Source organism: Cupriavidus sp. UME77 (genome assembly GCF_014170355.1).
In the GTDB taxonomy this organism is placed as follows: domain Bacteria; phylum Pseudomonadota; class Gammaproteobacteria; order Burkholderiales; family Burkholderiaceae; genus Cupriavidus; species Cupriavidus basilensis.
The window spans coordinates 79,504-101,601 of record NZ_LZZU01000050.1 but is presented as its reverse complement, the minus strand read 5'-3'; the positions used below and the strand labels follow the sequence as shown (position 1 = coordinate 101,601).

Sequence of the window (22,098 nt, the reverse complement as noted above, 5' to 3'; positions counted from 1 at the left end):
CTTCACGGGCGGCAGTGTGTTCGAGCTTGCCGCCGGCAAAGTATTTCCGCAAGCGCCGGTCTGGAACGAGAAGGCTCGGCAGAATGACGGAGAGGAAGTTTGGTGGTGCCGCGTGGGCTAATGGATGCATCAGCAGGAAATTGCCGCTGGCGGCCGGACCGGCCAGCTCGCAGTCGCGAGACGTTTCATCCATCATCGATCAATCTCGACACCATGTGGGAATCATGACACGGGCTACCCTTCACAGCTCCGCGAATACAACGCGTTCATTTGCGGCGCGGCAGTTCAGGCTTACTGGGCTAGCCGCGATGGCGTTCCTTTGCTGCACAACCCAGGCACTTGCACAAGAGAGTTCTCCGATGCCACCCGCCCCGATGGGAACCACAATCATGGCTGAAGGCTACAACGATCAGCAGCGGAAGGTTGTGCAGGAGATATTGCAGGCTGCCATGCGGCTATTACGGGATGATATACCGCTGGCCCAGGTTCAGGCAGTGTTCGGGGAGACCTGGAAGATTGAGCCAATCCCGGGCACGGTTGGCAACCGCTATCGCTTTGAGCACCCTCAGTTCCCCAGAGTGGCGATGCGACTTTATACCAACGGCGACCCCGCCGATTTCCGCGAGGACCGCAGCAGGGTAGCCGAGGTGCCGGTCCACTTTTCAATTCACTTTACCCCCAACCTGGACAAACTTGCGCGAGAGGAACTGGAGACGATGCTGCAGTTGAAGGTTGGCAGCTACCGGTTTCCGAGTGGTCGAGTTGTGCCGTACAACCGATTCCCGGCTGATCCATTAATGCCCTTCGGCGACCCTTACCGCTATCAGGCGCTGGCGGTGCCCGGCAGCAAGTTTCCGGTTAAGGTGCAATTTGACTACATTCGGCCGGGTGCGCAGCCGCCGGAGCAAGGTGGCCTGACCGCCCCGGTGCTGGCGGAAGTGCGCATCAGCCGTGACTACCCGATCCTCACCCGGGAAGAGCGCAAGCAGCGGGCGCGCGAGATGCCGGTGTCGTTGCGCCAGCGCTATGGCCCGCTGCCGATGAGCGGGGACATGTGCCACGAATCAGGCAAATACGTGCCGGTATTTCCGGACGGGCGGCACTACGTGCACCACTTCACGGGCGGCAGTGTGTTCGAGCTTGCCGCCGGCAAAGTATTTCCGCAAGCGCCGGTCTGGAACGAGAAGACTCGGCAGAATGACGGAGAGGAAGTTTGGTGGTGCCGCGTGGGATGAGAGAGAAATGGCAGACCAATCGATTATAAGAAACTTCCTGACCAGGGGTTGGGCTACCGCTTGCGCCCCTGGGAAGACGATGCGTTTGCTTGCGACTTCGTGGTTGGTCAGCAGTGGTTTGGCCGTGCTTTGCCTGAGCCCGACCGCTGCAATCAGTTCTACGACCTCAAGGACGGAGAAAGACCCGATGCCAGGCTGTAACTATAACTCGTCGCCATGGTGCGGCAAGCCGCTTGTCCATGAGCCGAATCTAGAAAACGTGAAGACGTTGACGCCAGAGCAGGCCGCTCTGTATCTGAAGATTGCGGAAACGGCCATGCGGTTGTTGCGGGACGACGTGCCATTTGAGGAAGTCAAGAATATTTTTGGGAAACAGATTTATTACAGCACACATGACAACGCATACATATACACTCGCCCGGATCTTAGTGATATTTCTTTTGATATTGGTTTTACAAGAACCAAAGATGGATTATCGGAGTCGGTAGATAGCGTGACCATCAACGGGGGCTATATGCTTGGTGTCAGTAAGCAGGATCTTGAGAAACGGCTCGGTCTGCAGCGCGCTTCCAACTACGTCACCTTCAATATCGACCCCGCGACGTTTATCGATTTTACTTATGACGCTGGTGTGGACCTTGTTTCCTGCTATCCCGTAAATGTCTATCTGTCTTTCTTCAAGGATCAGGAATATTCGAATATCGATCCGCGGGCGGATGGCGAGGCAAAGTACCTGGGCACCGTCACAATGGACCGGGCTTACATGACGCCGGAAGAGAAAATGCGGCGTGCGCAGCGGGTACCGCAATGTCGTAGCCGGCAACCTGCGCCACGATCCGGCTTGTGGCTGCCCAAGATTCCGCACAATGTGCCGGGCGCGGATTACTTCCGCGTGGCGCGGAATTGACCACGGTCCGGGACAATCTTCGGCATGCATCCATCTCGACGACTTCGATTTACCTGCACGGTGACGATGTGAAACGGGCACGACAGATCAATGCTGCGTTCGCCGGCACCTGGCAAATCCTGTGGAATCGCTAGCGATTCCTTATATCGAAATCGCACTATTATTCGATTTCATCATAACCGTAAGGCTTATGATAGCAAATTGACCGTATCTTGGCATGACCCCTAGTTCATGCGTCATCTACGTCCACTGAGACGACGCTGCGGCCATACGCAGCGACCCAGCCACTTTCCGCAAGCCTTGCCCCACGCGACTTGGCTACGCTTGTCGCTCTGACCTGCCCCGGGTCTTTGCCGCATCCAATTTGCCATCCAACGCCAGGAGAGTCCGCATGACTGCCAACCCGCCGCCCGCCACCATTGGTGCCGCCCTTCGCCAGGCCAGCCAGCGGTGGGGCCAGCGCACTGCCTACCGCTGCGGGCCGCAGGCCCATACCTTTGCCGGGATGGAGGCCAGCTCCGCGCGGCTTGCCTGTGGGCTGCTTGGCCTGGGCATCGCCCGTGGCGAGCGCATCGGCGTGATCGGCCTGAACCAGATCGAGTGGCTGCAGCTGTTCTATGCCGCAAGCCGCATCGGCGTGGCGGTGGTGGGCCTGAGCGTGCGCTACCGCGACAACGAGATCGAGCATATGGTCAACGACAGCGCGGTCAAGGCGGTCTTCACGGTGCCGGAGTGCGAGGGCTTCGATTTTCCAGGCATGCTTGCCCGGCTGGCTCCGCGCATGCCGGGCTTGTCGCATGTGGTGCTGATCGACGCAATCGACCCAATCGACCCAATCGACCCAATCGACACGGCGCCATCGGCCGACACCAGCTCGCTGCGGCTTTCCACGCTGCTGGCCACCGCGCCGGACGCGGCCGTGCTGGAGGCCGCCGAGGCGCGGGTCGTGCCTGAGGACCTGGCCATGGTGATCTACACCTCGGGCACCACCGGGCGGCCTAAGGGCGCGGGACTGTCCCATCGCAGCATGCTGGCGGCAGCCCTGGCCCAAGCGCGCCATGTGCGCACGACCGAGGCCGACCAGCTCCAGCTGGCCCTGCCCTTGAACCATGTGGGCGGCATCACCTGCGGGGTGCTGAACTTCTTGCTGGGCGGCGGTACTTGCGAGCTCGTGCCAGCCTTCAAGGCGGACCTGGTGCTTGCGCGGATGCGCCAGCACCCGCCCACCATCTTCTCGGGCGTGCCGACCATGGCCACGCTGCTGCTGATGCATCCCGACTCGGCCAAGGTGGATTTCTCCTCCGTGCGGCTCGTGATCGTGGGCGGCGCCACCGTGGATGCGGCCCTGCTGGAGCAGTTGCAGGCCCGCATGCCGCAGGCGACGGTGATGAACCTGTACGGCCTCTCGGAATCCTCTGGCGCGATCGTCATGACGCCCTGGGACGCGCAGCGGCAGGACCTCATGCAATCGATTGGCCGAGTGTTCGACACTGCCGAGGTACGGGTGGTCTCGTTTGCTGGCGAAAGCCTGGCCACCGGCGAAATCGGCGAGCTCTGTTTCCGTGGCGCGGGCGTTTGCCCGGGCTACGTGGGCGGCGCGGCCGGGGAGGATGGATTCGATGCCCAGGGCTGGCTGCATTCGGGCGACCTGGGCTATGTGGACGAACGCGGCTATATCCACTTGAAGGGGCGCAAGAAGGATATGTATATCCAGGGCGGCTTCAACGTCTATCCGGCCGAGATCGAAGGCGTGATCGCGCGGCACCCGGCGGTGATGATGGTCGCCGGCATTGGCGTGCCCGACCCCGTGCTGGGCGAGATCGGCCGCTATTACATCGTGCCCAAGCCTGGCTGCCAGGTCTCGGAGCAGGAAATCCGCGCGTACTGCGGGACCCGCCTGGCGGATTACAAGGTGCCGCGCCAGGTGGTGCTGCGCGATGCGCTGCCGCTCACGCCGGCCGGCAAGATCCATAAGGCGGCCTTGCGCACGGAGGACGCGCCGGATACCCCTGCCCGGCCCGCCTAGCCGGGCATGCCGCTGCCCACCTCCGCACGCTCGCCAATCAGGGCGAGCTTGCGCGAGCCGGCAAAGATATCGCTGGGTTTGAGCCCGAATACCTGGCGGATGGAATGGCTGAAGTGGGTCGAGTCCGGATAGCCGGCATCCAGCGCCACATGGGCCAGGTTGGAGTCCTGGGTGACATAGTGCAGCAGGCTGCGGGCGCGCTTCCAGGTCCGAAAGCTGCGGAACGGCGTGCCGACATCCTCCTTGAACAGATGCAGGAAGCGCGAGAAGGACAGATGGGCCGATGCGGCGCATGACTCGGCCGTGGCCGTGGCCGACGGCGCGTTGCGGATGCGCTGTACCGCGGCCTCGATACGCGGGTCCAGCTTGCGCGGCGCCAGCGCGTGCCCGAAGAAGATCTGGTCGAAGCTGTCCGCCTGCAGTTCCAACTCCCGGCCGCGCTCGCTCAGGTAGGCATGCGCCTGGCGCACATGGCGCACAAAGGCCGGATCGTCCACCGGCCCTGCCCGCTCGCGTATCACCGGCGGCAGGCGCGCCAGGTCGATGCTCTCCGCTTCCAGTGCGAGGTCGCAGATCATGCGGTCGTCGCAAGCGACCGAGTGCGGCATGTACGCCGGCACCACCGCCAAGTCCGTGGATGCCCAGGGCCCGTCGTCAAAGCGGATGCGGATGGGTGCGCGCAAAGCCACATAGATCAACAGCCCACCCATGGTGCGGACCGAAGGCGAGCCAAGCAGGCCGGCGTAGAACAGCCTGTCGGGGGTGAGCCACATCACCCGGCCGGCTCCGTCCCGGGCGCCAGGCGCCACGGTCGTCGCTGGCGGGCACGCAATGCCTGGTGCCTGCATCTGCATGTCCTCGTCTCCTGCTGGCACCGTCCGCGCACCGATGGGTGCGTCGCCAGGCCCGCTAGTCATTTGCTCTCGGTGCGCCGCCATGATGCGATGCAAAAATGCGACGCAAAAAGCAGCGTAGCCGGGGCTACCGGCTACGTCTTGCGTCAGGTGGCTATGTCAGGTGGCTATGCCAGCCACCGGCGGGGCCCGGTGCTCAGCCCTTGTCATGGTGCTCGTGGTGCTCTTAGTCGTGTTCTTTGTCTTGCTCATCGTAATGCTCGTGATAGCGCTGGCGCAACGCGAACTTCTGGATCTTCCCGGTCGAAGTGGCCGGCAATGCCGCCAGCAGCAGCACTGCCTTGGGCACCTCGAATCCGCCCAGGTGGGCCCTGCAGTGCGCGCCCAGCTCGTCGTCCTCCACCCGCGCGCCGGGCTTCAGCGTCACGAAGGCCGTCACCGCCTCGCCCCAGCGCGCATGCGGCAGCCCGACCACCGCCGCATTGGCCACGGCGGCATGGCGCAGCAACACTTCCTCGACCTTGATCGAGGGCACGTTTTCGCCCCCGCTCTTGATCATGTCCTTGATACGGTCGAGGAAAAGCAACTGGCCATCCTCGTCCAGCACGCCAAGATCGCCGGAGTGATGCCAGCCAAAGCGCTGCACGCGGGCGGTAGCCTCGGCGTCCTTGTAATAGCCCAGCATCACGTTCGGCCCGCGAAACACGATCTCGCCAGGCTCACCCGGGCCGAGCAGCCGGCCGTCGTCGCTCATCACCGCCACCTCGTTGACCACCGTGCCCACGCCCCAGAAGGCGCCAAAGCGCTTGCGCTGCTCCTGCGCCTCGAAGATGGTGGCCGCCGGGTACATCTCGGTCTGGCCCGAGCACAGGACGAAGTTGGGGCAAAACGCATCCAGCAGGCGCAGCAGCAGGTTCTTGGGCAGCGGCGCCATGCCGTAGATGCACAGCCGCACGCTGGAGAGGTCGGTCGCGGCGAACTGCGGGTGCTCCAGCATGGCCCGGTACATCATCGGCAGCGCCACCACCACGGTGACGCGGTGCCGGGCCAGGTCCGCCAGCACCCGGGCCGGATCGAAGCCGCGCCCGATCACCACGGCATGGCCGCCCAGCAGCGCGCTCATGGTATTGCCGTGCTGCGCGCAGTGGAACATCGGCAGCAGGCAGGTAAAGACTTCACTCGCCGTCCCGCAGCCGGTATCGACCAGGTTGGCCGCCAGCACCGAATGCACCGAGGCGTGGGAATGCATGACGCCCTTTTGCGGGCCGGTGGTGCCGCTGGTGTACATGATCTGTGCCAGTTGGCCGCTGGCGACATCCACATCTGGCAGCGTGGCCGGCTGGCCGGCCAGCGCGTCGGCATGCCGAGTAACCGCCAACCCTGCCAACCCGGCCATCTCGCCTGCCGCCTCGCCCGCCGGCTCCAGCAACACGACGGGAATGCGCGACGCCGCGACCAGCTCGCCGATGCCGGGCCGCGCCAGCACGGACGCGTCCGCCACCAGGCGCGTCACCTCGGCGTGTTCCAGGATGTACTGGATCGCATCCGGCGCCAGCGCCGTGTTGATCGGCACCCACACCATGCCCGCTTTCTGGATGCCCAGCAGCGCCACGATCATGTCGATCGAGTTGTTGCACAGCATGCCGACACGCTCTGCGCTGCGCATGCCCTGGGCCAGCAGGTAGTGGGCAAACTGGTTGGTGGCGGCGTTCAGCGCCGTATAGCTGAGGCTGTGGTCGCCCTCGATCAATGCCGTGCGGGCGCCGAAGCGCCGGGCGCCACGGTGGATCACATCGCCCAGGGCGATGCGCCCGATGCGCTCGCGCGCCTGTTCCGTTGCTGTGCTCATGGTTGTCTCCGGTTGTTCATGGATGCCGCGCCCGCTCAGTTCAGCTTGGGCGGCGGCAGCAGGTCGCTGGCCGGGATCCACTTGTCGCCAGCCACCTTCATGATGCGGATGCGGTCGTTGCTCAGGCGGTTGCTGGCGGAGACATTGAAACCCGGGTTGCCCAGGGCGTCCTGCGGTAGCTTGGTCGACTCCATGGCGGCATTGAAGGACTCCGCGCTCAGGTTGCGCCCGGCCTTGTCGGCGATGGTGGCGAAGGTGGTGTAGGCGTAGTAGCTGAACATCGAGTACACGCCCGGGTCTTCATTGAAGCGTTTCTTGTAGGCGGCCGCCCATTGCCGTACCGCCGGGTTTGCATCGTCCGCATAGGGCAGCATGATGAAAGCCGCCGCATGCAGGCCTTCCATGGCCTTGCCGCCCAGCAATGGCACCTGGTGCGCGTAGTTGGCCGAGGTGCCGGCGAAGACCGGGTTGAAGCCGATCTTGCGAGCTTCCTGGACGGAGGCGATGTACTCGCGCATCGTGGAGGCGTTGAATACCAGGTCGCAGTTGGCCGCCTTGAGCCGCGCCATCTGCGAGGAAAAATCGGTGGCACCGCGCTTGTATGACACCTTCTCCACCAGCGTCATGTTCCTGGTCTTGAGGTAGGCCTGCACGCCCTCCACGGACTCCCGCCCGTAGTCGTCGTCCTGGTACAGCGCGCCCACCCGCTGGTAGGGCTTCTGTTTGAAGAAGTAATCCATGATGGTGGTGGACATCAGGAAGTTGGACGGCCCCAGCGCGATCTTGTATGGGCTGGCCGGCTCATACATGTCGCGCGCGGCGCTCTGCGGCATGAAGTTGAAGACCTTGCTTTGCACCAGGAACGGCAGCGTGGCCATATTGGGCGCGGTGCCCAGGTGGCCGATGATGGCGAACACGCCGTCCTGCGTGACCAGCTTCTGCGCGGCCAGCACGGCACGCTTGGGCTCGTAGCCATTGTCTTCCACCACCACCCGCAGCTTGCGGCCCTGCACGCCGCCGCGGGCGTTGATTTCTTCCACGGCCATGGTCATGCCGTTGCGCGACTCCTTGCCGTAGTTGACGATCGGCCCGGACATATCGGTGATCAGGCCGAGCACGATTTCCTTGTCGGTGACGCCGCGCGTCTGCGCGCTCGCGCCGGCGCTGAGCGCGAGCGCAATGGCGGCAATGGTGGTCTTCAAGATCATGGTTGTCTCCTTGTCTTATCGGTTTGTTGCTTTCTTGGTGGCTTGCCTTGGCTTCAATGCACGCTCTGCGGCGGCTTGAGTCCCGGCTGGAACCTGCTTGGCGCGGGTCGAGAGTCCGGCGGTAATGCGATAGGCGCATGGCCCGGTGCCACGGCATCGGCGGCTGGCGGCGGCGCGGACCAGTCGGACAAGCGCTGCCCGCTTTGCGCCAGCGCCGCCAGCAAGGGGGAGATGTCCCAGTAGTCGTAAGGATTGCCGCGCAGGCGGGCGTAGCGCTCCAGCCCGGCTTTGACGCGGGGCAGGCCAATGCTGTCCGCGTGCCACACAGGGCCGCCGAGATAATCGGGAAAGCCATAGCCGGCGGTCCACACCATGTCGATGTCTCCGGGCCGGCAGGCCATGCCCTCCTCCAGCAGCTTGGCGGCCTCGTTGATCAGCGGAAAAGTCAGGCGCTCGACGATCTCGGTATCGGTAATGTCGCTGCGCTGGGCAATGCCGTGCGCGCGGCCCAGCGCGGCGCAGATGCGCTCGGCTTCCGGGTCCGCCACCGGCTCGCCGTCCGGATAGCGGTAGTAGCCCGCGCCGCTCTTGCAGCCGAGCCGCCCCAGCATGTACAACGTGCGCACCACCGCGCGATAGGCGGGATCGGGCGGCAGCCCCCCGGCCTTGCCGTACTCCAGCACGATCTTGGCGCCCGTGTCGATCCCGGCCAGGTCCAGCATGCGGCACGGCCCCATCGCCATGCCGTAAGCCTGCATCACGGCATCCAGCCGCGCCGGGCTCACGCCTTCCATGAGCAGGAACTCGCTCTCGCGCAGGTAGGCTTCGGCCATGCGGTTGCCGATAAAGCCGAAGCACACGCCCGTCACCACCGCCACCTTGCCGAGCCGCCGCGCCAGGTGCATGGCAGTGATCAGCACATCCGGCGCGGTGGCGCTGCCGCGCACCACTTCGATCAGCCGCCCACCATTGGCCGGGTTGCGGAAATGCAGCCCGGCGAAATCGTCCGGCCGGCCGCAGGCCTCGGCCAGCACCTCCACGTCCAGCGTGGAGGTATTGGTGGCAATGATTGCCCCGGGCTTGCAGGTCTGGCCGAGACGGGCGCACACCTGCTGCTTGAGCGCCATGTCCTCCACCACCGCTTCGATCACCAGTTCGCAGCCGGCCAGTGCGGCGTAATCCAGCGTGCCGGCAATCAGGCCCATGCGCCTGGCGACCTGATCGGGCTGCAGCCGCCCGGCCGCGGCACTGGCCTCGTATTGGGCGCGCACGGACGCCAGGCCCTTGGCCAGCGCCGCGTCGCTGGCCTCGACCAGCGTGACCGGCAAGCCGGCGTCCGCCAGGCTCATGGCGATGCGCCTGCCCATGGTTCCGGCCCCTACCACCCCAGCTGTATGCAGCGCGCGCGGCGCGATGCCCGAGGGCACCCCGGGCACGCGGGCCGCCTGGCGCTCGGCAAAGAACAGGTGGCGCAGCGCCCGCGATTCCGGCGACGCCACGCAGGCGGCAAGCAGGGCAGCCTCCACTGCCTCGCCCTCGGCGAACGGCAGGGTCGCCGCCGCCTCCACCGCTTGCACGACAGCCGCGGCCGCGGGATAGCGCGCGCGCTCCTGCGTGGCGTGCCGCACGGCCTGCGCGAAGAAATCCGGTGGGAGCCCGGCAACAGGCACGGACAAGGTCGACAGCCGGCGCGGCGGCGCCCGCCTCGCCAGCAGGTCTTCCAGATAATGAAGGCCAGCGGCCAACGGCTCGCCCGCCACCAGCGCATCGACGATGCCGGCGGCCAGCGCCGCCTCGGCATCGAGCATGCGCCCGCTCAGCATCAGGTCCAGCGCCAGGGCCGCCCCGCAGGCGCGCGGCAGCCGCTGGGAGCCCAGCGAGCCGGGCAGCAGCCCCAGCTTGATCTCGGGCAGCCCGACCCGCGTGCCGGGCACGGCCACGCGGTAATGGCAAGCCAGCGCCAGTTCCAGCCCGCCGCCCAGCGCGGTGCCGTGCAGCACGGTCGCGACCAGCCGTTCGCTGGCTTCGATCCGGGCCAGGATGCGGTTGTAAGGCGCAGCCGTGAAATCCGGCGCATCGAACTGGGCGATGTCGCCGCCCGCCACGAAGGTGCGGCCCGCGCACCAGATCAGCAAGCCATCGAGGGATGAATCGGCCTCGAAGGCCGCCACCTTGGCATCCAGCCCCGCCACCGTCGCCACCGAGAGCGCATTCACCGGTGGATGGTCGATGCACAGCAGGCCGATGCGGCCGTGCCGAACCAGGCTGACGGGAACCGCTTTGTCCGCATCGCTCATGGCGCCTCCTGCCTCCTGCCTCCTGTTGGGGCCGCTTGCGTTCAGGCCACCTTGGCCAGGTACATTGACTCGATCAGCGTGCTGTATTTGTCGTTGACCAGCTTGCGCTTGAGCTTCATGGTGGGCGTCAGTTCCTCGTCCTCGGCGCCAAGGCGGGTCTCGATCAGCCGGAATGCCTTGATCTGCTCGACCCGCGCGAACTGCTTGTTGACACGGTCGATCTCCTGGCCCACCAGCGCGATCACCTCCTTGCTGCGGCACAGCGAGCCGTAGTCGGAGAAATGCACGTCGTGTTCCTGCGCCCACTGCTCCACGTTGTCCTGGTCGATCATCACCAGGCAGCTCAGGTAGGGCCGGCGGTCTCCGATCACCACGGCGTCGGTCACATAGGGGCTGAACTTGAGCTGGTTCTCCCACTCGGACGGCGTGACGTTCTTGCCGCCAGCGGTGATGATCAGGTCCTTCATGCGGTCGGTGATATAGAAGTAGCCCTGCTCGTCCACCCGGCCCACGTCGCCCGTGCGCAGCCAGCCATCGGCCATGGTCTCGGCGGTCTTGGCGGGCAGGTTCAGGTAGCCCATGAAGACCTGCGGGCCCCGCACCAGCAGCTCTCCATCCTGCGAGACCTTCACCTCGGTATGCGGCAAGGCAATGCCGATGCTGCCCGGGCGCGTCCGGCCGGGCGGGTTGCAGGTGGCCGCGCCGGTGATCTCGGTCATGCCCCATAGCTCGTGCAGCACGATGCCCAGCGCCATATACCAGCGGATCAGGTCGGGCGAGATCGGCGCCGCGCCGGTCACCGCCAGCTGCACGCGGTTCAGGCCCATCATGCGGCGCACATTGCCCAGCACCAGCGTATCGGCCAGCCAGAGCTTCAGGCGCGCGGACAGCGGCAGCACCGTTGCCTGCCCGTCCTCGTGCACGCGGGCCTGCCCGGCGGCCAGCGCCCAGTCATAGGCCCAGCGCTGCAGCCGGGTCGCCTCCCGGACCGCGATGGTCACGCTCGAATACAGCTTCTCCCACACGCGCGGCACCGCCAGGAAGGCGTCGGGCTGGATCTCGCGAATGTTGTCAAAGATGGTGTCGGGGTTCTCGACGAAGTTGACGACGGCACCGGACAGGATCGAGTAGTACTCGCCAAAGATCCGCTCCGAGACGTGGCACAGTGGCAGGAACGCCATGCGCTCGCCGATGGTGGTGGCGGGGAGGAACTCGCGCAGCGTCAGGCAGCTGCGCAGCACATTCCGATGCGACAGCATCGCGCCCTTGGGCCGTCCCGTGGTGCCGGATGTATAGACCAGCACCGCCAGCGCGTCGGCGCTGCCGGCGGCCAGCCGCGCCGCCACCAGCCCCGGTTGCCGCGCCCGCGCTTGCCTGCCGAGCGCCAGCAGCGCGTCGAAGCTGAGCACGCCAGGGTCGTCGAAGCCGGCCAGCCCTTCCATGTCGTACACGATCACCTTGCGTAGCCGTGGCAGGCGCTTGCGCACCTCCAGGTACTTGTCCAGCTGCTCCTCGTTCTCGACGAAGAGCATGACGCTGCCCGAGTCGTGGCAAAGGTACTCCACCTGCGAAGGCGAGTCGGTGGGATAGATGCCGCTGACTACCGCACCGGCGGTGAGCGCGCCAAGGTCGCTCCACACCCATTCGCGATTGGTGCTGGACAGCACCGACACCACCTCACTTGCTTGCAGGCCGAGCTCGGCAAGGCCCGCGGCGACATCGGCCACGATCTCGCCCACTTCGCGCCAGCGATAGCTGCGCCAGACCCCGAGGTCCTTCTGCCGCATCATCACGGCGTCGGCGCGCCGGGCCACGGCGTGCCAGAACATCTGCGGCAAGGTCTCGAATGCCGCTTCGGAAAGGGGCTGCATGGTGTGCGCCGTCGCCATTGCCATTGACATTGATTGCTCTCAACTTGGTGATCGTTTAGCGCCTTACCGCCAGGTCTTGCGCTTTTTCCAGCGGCGCTCGCCGCGCACGCCGTTGTCCTTCATGCCGAGGTAGAACTCCTTGATGTCATCCTTCTCGCGCAGCACGGCGCAGGTGTCCTCGGCCACGATGCGGCCATTCTCCAGCACATAGCCATAGTCCGCCGCGTTGAGCGCCATATTGGCGTTCTGCTCCACCAGCAAGATGGTGGTGCCGCGCTCGCGGTTGATGCGCACCACGATCTCGAAGATGTCCTTGGTGAGCTTTGGCGACAGGCCCAGGCTGGGCTCGTCGAGCAGGATCAGCTCCGGCGCGGCCATCAGCGCGCGTGAGATCGCCAGCATCTGCTGCTGGCCGCCCGAGAGCAGGCCGGCATCCTGCGCGGCCCGCTCGCGCAGCACCGGGAAGTAGTCGTAGACCATCTCCATGTCGCGCGCCACGCCGTCGCGGTCGCGCCGCGTATAGGCACCCATCAGCAGGTTGTCGCGCACCGACAGCAGCGGGAACACCTCCCTGCCCTCGGGCACGTGGCTCAGGCCGCGCCGCACGATCTGCGCCGGGTCCATCGCAGCGATGCTCTCGCCCTTGAAGGCGATGCTGCCGCGCGTCGGGTCCAGCACGCCGGAAATGGTCTTGAGGATGGTGGTCTTGCCGGCGCCGTTGGCGCCCAGCACGGTGGCGATGCTGCCGCGCTGCACGGCAAGGCTCACGCCCCGGATCGCCTTGACCGGGCCGTAGGCGCTTTCCACGTTGGCCAGCGCCAGCACGGGCGTGCCGTGGATTTCGCGCATCTTTTCAGCGCCTTGCATCAGGTTCATGCCGCCCTCCGCAGTGAGGCTACGTCGTCCACGGTGCCCAGGTAGGCTTCGATCACCCCGCGGTGCGCCTGGACCTCGGCTGGCGTGCCCTGCGCCAGCACCTGGCCCTGGTTCATCGCCAGCACCCGGTCCGACACGCGCGACACCAGGCTCATGTCGTGCTCCACCATCAGCACGGTGATGCCCAGCTCGCTCTGGATATCGCGGATCCACCAGGCCATGTCCTCGGTCTCTTCCACATTCAGCCCGGAAGACGGTTCATCCAGCAGCAACAGCCGCGGGCTGCTGCACAAGGCCCGCGCCAGCTCAACTACCTTGCGCACGCCATAGGGCAGGCCCGCCACCAGCGCGTCGCGGTGCGCCTGCAGGTCCAGCAGCTCGATCATTTCCTCGGCCTTGTGGCGCGCGGCCAGCTCCGAGCGGCGCGCGGCGGGGGTAAACAGCAGGTCTGCCCAGAAGCCGCTGGCGCGATGCGTGTGGTGGCCGATCAGCAGGTTCTGCAGCACCGTGGCGTGCTCGAACAGCTCGATATTCTGGAAGGTGCGCGCGATGCCCTGCGCGGCGATCGCGTGGGGCGGCAACTGCGTCAGGCTGCTGCCCTGCCACAGGACCTCGCCGCTGGTGGGCGGATAGATGCGGCTGATCAGGTTGAACACCGTGGTCTTGCCGGCCCCGTTGGGCCCGATCAGCGTAAAGACCTCGCCGCGCCGCACATCGAAGCTCACGCCGCCAAGCGCCAGCACGCCGCCAAAGCGCACCGACAGGTCGCGCACGCTGAGAAGAGTGTCTGTCATGCGGGCCTCCTTATTTCAAGCGCTCGGAGCGCTGGAAGGCCTTCTGGCGCCGGAACATGCCCTGGCGATAGAAGGGAAACAGTTCCAGGTACGTGCGGATCTTGCACCAGCGCCCGTACAGCCCCATCGGCTCGAACAGCACGAAAGCCATCAGCACCAGCCCGTACACCAGAGCCTGCAGGCCGCTGGCTTGCCCGATGGCAGGCGGCAGGAGATCCTTCGCCAGCACGATCATCTGCGGCATGACGATCAGGAAGATCGCGCCAAGAAACGCGCCATGCACAGAGCCCAGCCCGCCCACCACAACCAGCAGCAACAAGTCGATCGACTGGGCAATGCCGAACTGCTCGGGCGAGATATAGCGCAGCTTGTGGGCATACAGCGCCCCGGCGATGCCAACCAGCGCGGCGGACAGCGCAAACGACAAGGTCTTGTAGCGCGCCAGGTGTATCCCCATGCTCTGCGCCGAGATCTCCGAGTCCCGGATGGCGATAAAGGCCCGCCCCGTGGCGCTGCGCAACAGGTTGAGCACGGCCAGCGTGGCCAGCAGGCAAACCGCGAGCGACAGGTAGTAGAACGCCACCGGCCCGTCAAGCACATAGCCCCACAGTTGCGGCGCGGCCACCGGCAGGCCGGCATTGCCGCCGGTCACGCTCTCCCAGCGCGCCAGGACCTCCTCGACGATCAGGCCGAAGGCCAGCGTGGCGATCGCCAGGTAGATGCCCTTGACACGCAACGCCGGCAGTCCCACCACCACGCCCGTCAGTGCCGACAGCGCAGCCGCGGCCAGCAAAGCCGGGACGAAGGGCACGCCGTGGCTGGTCAGCCAGGCCTGCGTATAGGCGCCAACGCCAAGGAAGGCCGCATGGCCGATCGACAGCAGCCCCGTGTAGCCGGACAGCACCATCAGGCCCAGGCCCGCAATGGCGTAGATCAGCACAAAGCCAAGCTGCGCGACCCAGTAGCTGCTGGCCCAGCCCGGCGCGATCAGCAGGCAAGCCATCAGCAAGCCGTACCAGAACACATGGCCCGGGTGCCTGGCCAGGCGCAGGTCCTGGCGATAGTCGGTCTTGAAGAGGAATCGCATCGCGTCTCTACACCTTTTTGCGCAGGTTCTCGCCGAACAGGCCGTTCGGCTTGACCACCAGCATGATCAGCACCACGACATAGGCCGCGACGTCCTTGAAGCCCTCGGGCAGGTAAAAGCCCGCCAGCGACTCCACCACGCCGATCACCAGCCCGCCCACGATTGCGCCCGGCAGGCTGCCGAAGCCCCCCACCACCGCTGCGGGGAAGGCCTTGAGGCCGAGCATGCCCATGCTGGCGTGGACAAAGGTGATGGGCGCCAGCAGCAGGCCGGCTATCGCGGCCACCGACGCCGACAAGCCCCACACCAGCCCGTTGAGCCGCCGCACCGGAATGCCCATGTAGTAAGCGGCAAGCTGGTTCTGCGAGCTGGCCTGCATCGCCACGCCGATGCGGCTGTAGCGGAACACCAGGTAAAGCACCACGCAAAGCGCCGCGGTGACGCCGATCACCGCCACCTGCTCCACGCTCAGCACCAGCGCGCCGGTGCGCCACACCATGCCCTGGTAGGGCACCGGCAAGGTATGCGTGCCGGCGCCGATGCCCGGCACCATGGTGATCAGCCCGCGCATCACGTAGCCCATGCCGATGGTCAGCATCACCACGGTGAACTGCGGCTGGCCCAGGATGGGGCGAATCGCCAGGCGCTCGACCAGCATGCCAAAGCCAGCCATGCCCGCCACCGTCAACGGCACGGCAAGGACCAGCGGCAAGCCGAGCATGGTCAGCACCACGCCAGCGAAGGCGCCCAGCATCATGAACTCGCCTTGCGCGAAGTTCACCGTCTCGGTCGCCTTGTAGATCAGCACAAAACCCAGGGCGATCAGCGCATAGATGCAGCCCAGCGCGATCCCCGAGATCGTCAATTGCAGGATCTCCAATCTTGTCTCCTGTGCCGGCCGCCCCTTGCCGCGCGCTGTGTGCGGGCGGCCGGGGCCGATCTCGGAATTGGGTGGGTCAAGCGCGCCCGATGACACCGGGTGCGACGCGTGCCGTCATGCGCTTCGCCGTGTTGCGACTGCAGCGACTGCAGCGACTGCAGCGACTGGTGCGACTGCTGCCACCGTAGCAAAACTACCGGTGTGCCTCTTGTGTGGACTGGCTGTATATGGATTGGGGATTACCCATGGTTGGCGCGGCTGGCGCTGTGCGCCGCCAAGGGATCAGCGACGCACCAGCACCACCGCAAGCTCGAATGCGCCGCCGGGATGCGCGACTGGGTCAAACGGTGGCTTGGGCCATTCCCATAGCTGGGCGGGGAACAGCGCGCGCATGGCGTTGATGTCGCAGTGATACGGCGGCCCTTCCACCACGCCCTGCCCGGCGCTGTCGCGGCGCATCTGCATGAACAGCGCTAGCAGGCGTCCACCGGGACGCAGCCAGGCATGAAGCTGGGCGGCATAACGGGTCCAGTGGTCGGGATGCAGCGCACACAGGCAGGTCTGCTCATAGATGGCATCCACCGGCGTGGCCGGCTTCCAATGCAACACGTCCGCTTCTTCCAGGTCCGCCTGCAGTCCGCTTGGCGCCAGCCGGGCAAGCGTGCGGGCCAGCGCCCCGGGCGCGTAGTCGATACCACTGACCCGCGCGCCATGCGCGGCCAGCGCGGCGACTTCCCAGCCGCCGCCACAGCCGGGCACGACCACGCGCTCCCCGGCCTGGATGACGCCTTGCGCCAGCCAGGCTTGGAGTTGCGGGCTGGCGGCTTCGCGTTCCCAAGGGGTTTGCCCGGATTCGAAGCGGGATTGCCAGAAATTGATGGTTGGTCCTGCCATTGGGGGGCCTCTTATTTTTCGGAATTTCCGGTCTGCTGGTTCTTTCGCTGATTCTTTTAGCGGCGTTGGTTTTTGGACCCAAGGGCCATACGACATCCCCCTGCGGGGGCTGCCGGTCTCTTCTTTGCGTCGGCAAAGAAGACTAACGAGAAGAAAGCCGACCCTGCCGGGAGCAGAGCAATCGCGGGTGCTAGGGACGCTGGTTTCGTCGTATGGCCTCAGTTCTGCGGGCATCTGCCGGTACCGGATTGACTGACCACGAAGCTGCCAGCTTCCGGGATTCGTGGTGGGGCCCCCGGTAGCGGACATCACTTGCTTCAAGCCGTCTGTCGCTCGCGCAGTGGCCGGCCACGAAGTTGCAGGCGCACCGGTTCAGTCGTGGGCGCGGTGGCACCGCCTTGATTGGCCCGAGACCTTCACCACCGCGCCCACCCCACCACGAAACCACTGACGGGCGATGTGTCGTGGTGGTCCGCACCGGTAACGGCAGATGGTCGAATGCTCACCAAGCAAAGCGATCAGGGGCACCACCACGTGACCATCGGGTCATGCAGTTATGATGCCCTTCAAGCCGGTATGGCAAAGGCCAGCCAACACTCCGGGCCGTACGACGAACCCATCGAGGCCCAAATAGCCTGATTGCTCTGCCCCCGGCAGGGTCGGCTTTCTTCTCGTTAGTCTTCTTTGCCGACGCAAAGAAGAGTGACCGGCAGCCCCCGCAGGGGGATGTCGTATGGCCCTTGGGTCCAAAAACCAACGCCGCTAAAAGAATCAGCAAACCCGCCATACACCACCCAACACCCCTACCCCATCTCCCTCAACCTAACCTTCAAAACCTTCCCCGTAGGATTCCGCGGCAACGCCACCACCACCCGCATCGCACGCGGCAGCTTGTACCGCGCCAGCCGCGGTTCCGCAAACGCCTGCAGGGCTTCCAGCGTCAGGCTGGCGCCCGGCTTGAGCGCCACCACGGCAACCACATGCTCGCCCCAGCGCTCGTCGGGCGCGCCGATCACGGCGACTTCGGCAATGGCCGGGTGCTCGTACAGCACGCTTTCGACTTCGGCCGGGTAGACGTTCTCGCCGCCGGTGATCACCATGTCCTTGAGGCGGTCGCAGACGTAGTAGAAGCCTTCTTCGTCGACATAGCCGACGTCGCCGGTGCGGAACCAGCCGCCTTCGTAGAACGCCCCGGCGGTGGCGTCCGGGCGGTTCCAGTAGCCTTTCATGATGTTGCCGCCACGCGCGCAGATCTCGCCGCGCGCCTGCGGCTCGGTCAGTGGCTTGCCGTCGAAGTCGCGGATGCAGACTTCGGTCATCATGGCCGGCGTGCCACAGGAGCCGAGCTTGTCCTGGGCGCGCTCCGGGGCGAGGAAGGTCGTCGCGGCGGCAGTCTCGGTCAGGCCGTAGCCCTGGTTGACCGGGATGCCGCGCCCGGCGAACAGGCGTAACAGCGGCTCGGGCATGGGGGCGCCGCCGACCGAAATGGTCCGCAGGCTGGACAGGTCCGCCAGCGCGAAATCCGGGTGCTGGCTGACGAACAGCAGCATGGCGGGCACCGCGAAGCTGACCGTCACGCGGTGCTCGGCCACCGCCTGCATGACGGCTGCGGGGTCGAAGCTGCGCTGCAGCACGAGATGGCCGCCCGCCATCAGGATGGGCAAGCTCACGCAGCACATGCCGCCAACATGGAACAGGGGCGCGAAATTGAGCGCGACGTCGGTGCTGGCGAGGTCGCTCAGCATCATCACGTTCAGGTTGTTGGTCCAGAAGTTGCCATGCGTGAGCATGGCGCCCTTGGGGTGTCCGGTGGTGCCCGAGGTGTACATGATCGCGGCCACATCATCCGGATCGGTGGGCACGGGCGGCAGCGTGGCATCGGCTTGCGCCATCCGCGACGACAAACCTTCCCAGCCCGGCGCATCGGTGCGGCGCAGGTAGCGCTGGCACTCCAGCATCGGGCGCGCTTCATCGATCAGGCCGGCGTAGTCTTCATCGGCGAACAGCGTATGCACGCCGGCATCGTTGAGGATAAAGGCCAGCTCCGGCCCGGTGAGCCGGAAATTGAGCGGCACGAAGATGGCGCCCAGCCAGCCGCAGGCGAACTGCGTCACCAGGAACAGCGGGTCGTTCAGGCCCAGGTAGCCCACACGCTGGCCGCGTCCCACGCCGCCAGCCGCCAGCACGGCAGCCATCTTTTGGGCGTCGGCCACCAGCTCGGCATAGGTCCAGCTCTGCCCGGCGCAGGTCAGCGCGGGGCTGCGGGGGCTGCGCGCAGCGCGGCGGCACAGCCATTGCGCCATGCCGAGCGCCAGGAAGGCGGCGCTGTCCGGTTGGGTGGACGATGCTTTGTTCATAGGCTGCTTCCTTGTTCAGTCGTTGCAGACACCGCCAGCGCGCCCCGCCCGGCGCGCGCCTCGCCGGTTGTTTTACCTGCCGGTCCAGACCGGCTTGCGCTTTTCGTTGAAGGCGGCCAGGCCTTCGCGCGCGTCGTCGGTCATCGCCAGCAGCGCGATCTGGCTTTCGGTATAGGCGATGCCTTCGGAAAAGCTCATCGACGCCATGGCGTGCATGGCGTACTTGCCGCGCCGGATGGCGGTGGGCGACTTGTCGGCCACGCGGGCGACCAGCCATTCGGTGCGCGCGTCCAGCTCGCCCGGCGCGGCCAGGTGGTTGACCAGCCCGGCGGCCTTGGCCTCGGCGGCCGAAAACGGCTCGCCGCTGATGCACCACTCGCGCACCAGCCGGGGTGGCGCCAGGGTCTGCAACAGGCTCAGCACCTGCATTGGGAATACGCCTACCTTGACCTCCGGCAGGCCAAACAAGGCGTTGTCGGCGGCCACCGCCATATCGGTCATGCACAGCAAGCCCATGCCGCCGGCCATGCAGGTGCCGTTGATTCGCGCAATGCTCGGCAGCGTGGCTTGCTGGGACTCGCGCAGCATGTCGGCGTAGTCCACACTAGGCTGCGAGAGGTCGAAGGCAAAGCCCTTGCCCGGCTGCAGGTCGCCACCGGCGCAGAAGGCCTTGTCTCCGGCGCCGGTCAGCACGATGGCGCGGATGGCGGGATCTGCGTGCGCAGCGCGGTAGCCTGCCCGGATGCCGGCCACGACTTCCTTGTTGATGGCGTTGCGCTTGTCCGGCCGGTTGATGGTGATCCAGAACGCGGCGCCGCGTTTTTCATGGAGGACGGCTGGGGTTTCCGATTCGCTCATGGTGCTCCGCTGGTTAGGCTGTGTCCGTGTGTTGAAACTCGGTCCGACGCGTGACGTGGCAACAGGCTCAGGCGGCGGCCTTGGCCGGCTCCGCCGGCGGCGCCTCGAACTCGATCTCCGCGATCACGCGCATGGCGGCGGCCTGGTCGCCAACCTGCACGTGCACGGCGCCAACCCGGCCGGCGGCCGGGGCCACGTGGATGTGCTCCATCTTCATGGCTTCCAGCGTGACCATGGGCTGGCCCGCCTCGACCTGGTCGCCGGCAGCCACCATCACGTTGACCACCCGGCCGTTCATGGAGGCGCGCAGCTTGCCGTCGCCGGCAGCTTCGCCGGCCCTGGCGGCGGCGGCACGCGTGTGGTCTTCGATGCGCAGCGGCGTGCCCTGGTAGTGCAGCAGCAGCGTGCTGGCGTCGCGATGGAAGGTGGCGCTCTCGACCAGGCCATCGCAATTGAAACGTACCGAATGCTCGCTTAGCGCGATGGTCTCGAAGGCAAAGCGCGACTCGCCCATGGCAACCGCGAAGCGATTGCCGCCGCCATATGCCAGGCTGGCCTGATGCTCCGCACCGTTGACCCGGTAACGCAGGCCAATGGGCAGGGTCGGGGCCAGGCTCGCGGCTGGCGCGCCCGGCTGGCGCTCCGGCGAGGTTTCATACAGGAGCAGCGCCGCCAGCGCGGCGGCGCGCTGGCGTAGCGCCGCATCGGGTTGCAACAGTGCGTCCTGGTGCTGGTCGATGAAGGCGGTGGTGGCCTCTCCCGCGGCAAAGGCGGGATGGGCGAGGCAGCGGCCAAGGAACACCTGGTTGGTGGTCACGCCAAGCGCCACCAGGTCCTCCAGGCCTTGCGACAACTTGCGCCGCGCTTCGTCGCGTGTCCCGCCGTAGCTGATGAGCTTGGCAATCATGGAGTCGTAGTACGGCGGGATCGCCGCGCCACTGCCCAGCGCATGCTCCACGCGCAAGGCGGGCGGGGCCTGCCACAGTGCAATCTCGCCGCTTTGCGGCATAAAGCCTTGATCGGCGTCTTCGGCGCACAGCCGCACTTCGATGGCGTGGCCGGAAAAGCGCACGTCTTCCTGCTTGAGCGGCAGCGGCTCGCCTGCGGCAATCCGCAGTTGCAGCGCCACCAGGTCCAGGCCGGTGATGGCCTCGGTCACGGGATGCTCCACCTGCAGCCGCGTATTCATCTCCATGAAGTAATAGTTGCCGTCGCGGTCGAGCAGGAACTCCAGCGTGCCCGCGCCTTCGTAGCCGATCGCCTTGACGGCGGCCACGGCGGTGGCGCCCATGCGGGCCCGCAGCTCGGGGCTCACCGCGGGCGACGGCGCTTCCTCGATCAGCTTCTGGTGGCGCCGCTGCACCGAGCAATCGCGCTCGCCCAGGTGGATGGCGTTGCCATAGCGGTCCGCCAGGATCTGGATCTCGATATGGCGCGGCTCCACCACGGCCCGCTCCAGGATCACCTCGGGATCGCCGAAGGCGCCCTGCGCTTCCGAGCGCGCGCTGCGCAGCAGCTCGGCAAAGGCCCGCGCGTGCGGCACCAGCCGCATGCCCCGCCCGCCCCCGCCTGCCGTGGCCTTGATCATGACCGGAAAGCCGATGCGCTCGGCCTCGGCGCACAGGCGCGCCTCATCCTGGTCCTCGCCCTGGTAGCCCGGGATGCAGGGCACGTCCGCGGCCATCATCAGGCGCTTGGCGCCGGCCTTGTTGCCCATGGCAACGATGGACTCAGCCGACGGACCGATAAATACCAGCCCCGCTTCGCGGCAGGCGCGGGCAAAAGCGGCATTCTCCGCCAGGAAGCCATAGCCGGGATGCACGGCATCGGCACCGCAACGCCGCGCTGCCTCGATGATGGCGTCGATGCGCAGGTAGGACTGCGCCGGCTGCGCCTCGCCGATATACACCGCCTGGCCGGCTTGCCGGACATGGCGCGCGCCGGCGTCGGCGCTGGAGTAGACCGCCACCGTGCGGTAGCCCAGCGCGGTGGCGCTGCGCATCACACGCAAGGCGATTTCGCCCCGGTTGGCGATCAGGATCTTCTGGAATGGCGTGGGCTGCTTCATGGTGGCCTGGTCTGCTCTCTTGTCTTTAGCTTTGAAC

The 22,098-nt window shown here is 66.2% G+C and carries 17 protein-coding genes; 3 read left to right on the top strand and 14 right to left on the bottom strand.

The genetic code is table 11. The features are described 5' to 3' along the window. The coding region (locus tag A9975_RS20680; protein ID WP_183034431.1) for a hypothetical protein at nucleotides 1–196 on the bottom strand (196 nt) is incomplete at its 3' end. Between the two features lie 193 nt (nucleotides 197–389). Here A9975_RS20680 and A9975_RS20675 point away from each other — a divergent pair. The 3 genes from A9975_RS20675 to A9975_RS20665 all read left to right on the top strand — a co-directional run bounded on the left by A9975_RS20675 (nucleotide 390) and on the right by A9975_RS20665 (nucleotide 4,168). Next, the gene (locus tag A9975_RS20675; RefSeq protein ID WP_183034430.1) at nucleotides 390–1,235 is read left to right on the top strand and encodes a hypothetical protein; all 846 of its coding nucleotides are present in this window, start codon (nucleotides 390–392) and stop codon (nucleotides 1,233–1,235) included. 7 nt (nucleotides 1,236–1,242) lie between these two features. After that, nucleotides 1,243–2,142 carry a hypothetical protein gene (locus A9975_RS20670; RefSeq protein WP_183034429.1) on the top strand — a complete coding sequence of 300 codons (900 nt, stop codon included), beginning with the start codon at nucleotides 1,243–1,245 and terminating at the stop codon, nucleotides 2,140–2,142. Nucleotides 2,143–2,533: 391 nt separating this feature from the next. Further along, on the top strand, nucleotides 2,534–4,168 hold the full coding sequence (locus tag A9975_RS20665; protein WP_183034428.1) for a class I adenylate-forming enzyme family protein: 1,635 nt from the start codon (nucleotides 2,534–2,536) through the stop codon (nucleotides 4,166–4,168). Here A9975_RS20665 and A9975_RS20660 read toward each other — a convergent pair. The 13 genes from A9975_RS20660 to A9975_RS20600 all read right to left on the bottom strand — a co-directional run bounded on the left by A9975_RS20660 (nucleotide 4,165) and on the right by A9975_RS20600 (nucleotide 22,061). Further along, nucleotides 4,165–5,022, bottom strand: a complete 858-nt coding sequence (locus A9975_RS20660) for an AraC family transcriptional regulator (protein WP_255503339.1) — start codon at nucleotides 5,020–5,022, stop codon at nucleotides 4,165–4,167. The two genes, A9975_RS20665 and A9975_RS20660, sit on opposite strands and share 4 nt — an antisense overlap. 226 nt (nucleotides 5,023–5,248) lie before the next feature. Next, the gene (locus A9975_RS20655) at nucleotides 5,249–6,871 is read right to left on the bottom strand and encodes a class I adenylate-forming enzyme family protein (protein ID WP_183034427.1); all 1,623 of its coding nucleotides are present in this window, start codon (nucleotides 6,869–6,871) and stop codon (nucleotides 5,249–5,251) included. Nucleotides 6,872–6,906: 35 nt separating this feature from the next. Beyond that, nucleotides 6,907–8,079 carry an ABC transporter substrate-binding protein gene (locus tag A9975_RS20650; protein ID WP_183034426.1) on the bottom strand — a complete coding sequence of 391 codons (1,173 nt, stop codon included), beginning with the start codon at nucleotides 8,077–8,079 and terminating at the stop codon, nucleotides 6,907–6,909. A 53-nt stretch (nucleotides 8,080–8,132) separates the two neighbouring features. Then, the gene (locus A9975_RS20645; protein WP_183034425.1) at nucleotides 8,133–10,376 is read right to left on the bottom strand and encodes a 3-hydroxyacyl-CoA dehydrogenase NAD-binding domain-containing protein; all 2,244 of its coding nucleotides are present in this window, start codon (nucleotides 10,374–10,376) and stop codon (nucleotides 8,133–8,135) included. A gap of 41 nt (nucleotides 10,377–10,417) precedes the next feature. Further along, nucleotides 10,418–12,247: a long-chain fatty acid--CoA ligase gene (locus A9975_RS20640; RefSeq protein WP_255503338.1), complete on the bottom strand. Its 1,830-nt coding sequence runs from the start codon at nucleotides 12,245–12,247 to the stop codon at nucleotides 10,418–10,420. A 63-nt stretch (nucleotides 12,248–12,310) separates the two neighbouring features. Further along, entirely contained in the window at nucleotides 12,311–13,123 is an 813-nt protein-coding gene (locus A9975_RS20635; protein ID WP_370565096.1) for an ABC transporter ATP-binding protein, read from the bottom strand. Continuing rightward, nucleotides 13,120–13,917 carry an ABC transporter ATP-binding protein gene (locus A9975_RS20630; RefSeq protein ID WP_183034424.1) on the bottom strand — a complete coding sequence of 266 codons (798 nt, stop codon included), beginning with the start codon at nucleotides 13,915–13,917 and terminating at the stop codon, nucleotides 13,120–13,122. The genes A9975_RS20635 and A9975_RS20630 overlap by 4 nt, the downstream gene beginning before the upstream one ends. A 10-nt stretch (nucleotides 13,918–13,927) precedes the next feature. Beyond that, a complete protein-coding gene (locus A9975_RS20625; RefSeq protein WP_183034423.1) occupies nucleotides 13,928–15,004 on the bottom strand; it encodes a branched-chain amino acid ABC transporter permease in 1,077 nt (358 codons plus the stop codon). Between the two features lie 7 nt (nucleotides 15,005–15,011). Beyond that, nucleotides 15,012–15,884, bottom strand: a complete 873-nt coding sequence (locus A9975_RS20620; protein ID WP_043355187.1) for a branched-chain amino acid ABC transporter permease — start codon at nucleotides 15,882–15,884, stop codon at nucleotides 15,012–15,014. Between the two features lie 282 nt (nucleotides 15,885–16,166). Further along, on the bottom strand, nucleotides 16,167–16,778 hold the full coding sequence (locus A9975_RS20615; protein ID WP_183034422.1) for a methyltransferase domain-containing protein: 612 nt from the start codon (nucleotides 16,776–16,778) through the stop codon (nucleotides 16,167–16,169). Nucleotides 16,779–17,581: 803 nt separating this feature from the next. Further along, nucleotides 17,582–19,135: a long-chain fatty acid--CoA ligase gene (locus A9975_RS20610; protein WP_183034421.1), complete on the bottom strand. Its 1,554-nt coding sequence runs from the start codon at nucleotides 19,133–19,135 to the stop codon at nucleotides 17,582–17,584. A 72-nt stretch (nucleotides 19,136–19,207) separates the two neighbouring features. Further along, nucleotides 19,208–19,993: an enoyl-CoA hydratase/isomerase family protein gene (locus A9975_RS20605; protein WP_183034420.1), complete on the bottom strand. Its 786-nt coding sequence runs from the start codon at nucleotides 19,991–19,993 to the stop codon at nucleotides 19,208–19,210. 67 nt (nucleotides 19,994–20,060) lie between these two features. Further along, nucleotides 20,061–22,061 carry an acetyl-CoA carboxylase biotin carboxylase subunit gene (locus A9975_RS20600; RefSeq protein WP_183034419.1) on the bottom strand — a complete coding sequence of 667 codons (2,001 nt, stop codon included), beginning with the start codon at nucleotides 22,059–22,061 and terminating at the stop codon, nucleotides 20,061–20,063. Nucleotides 22,062–22,098 lie beyond the last annotated feature (37 nt).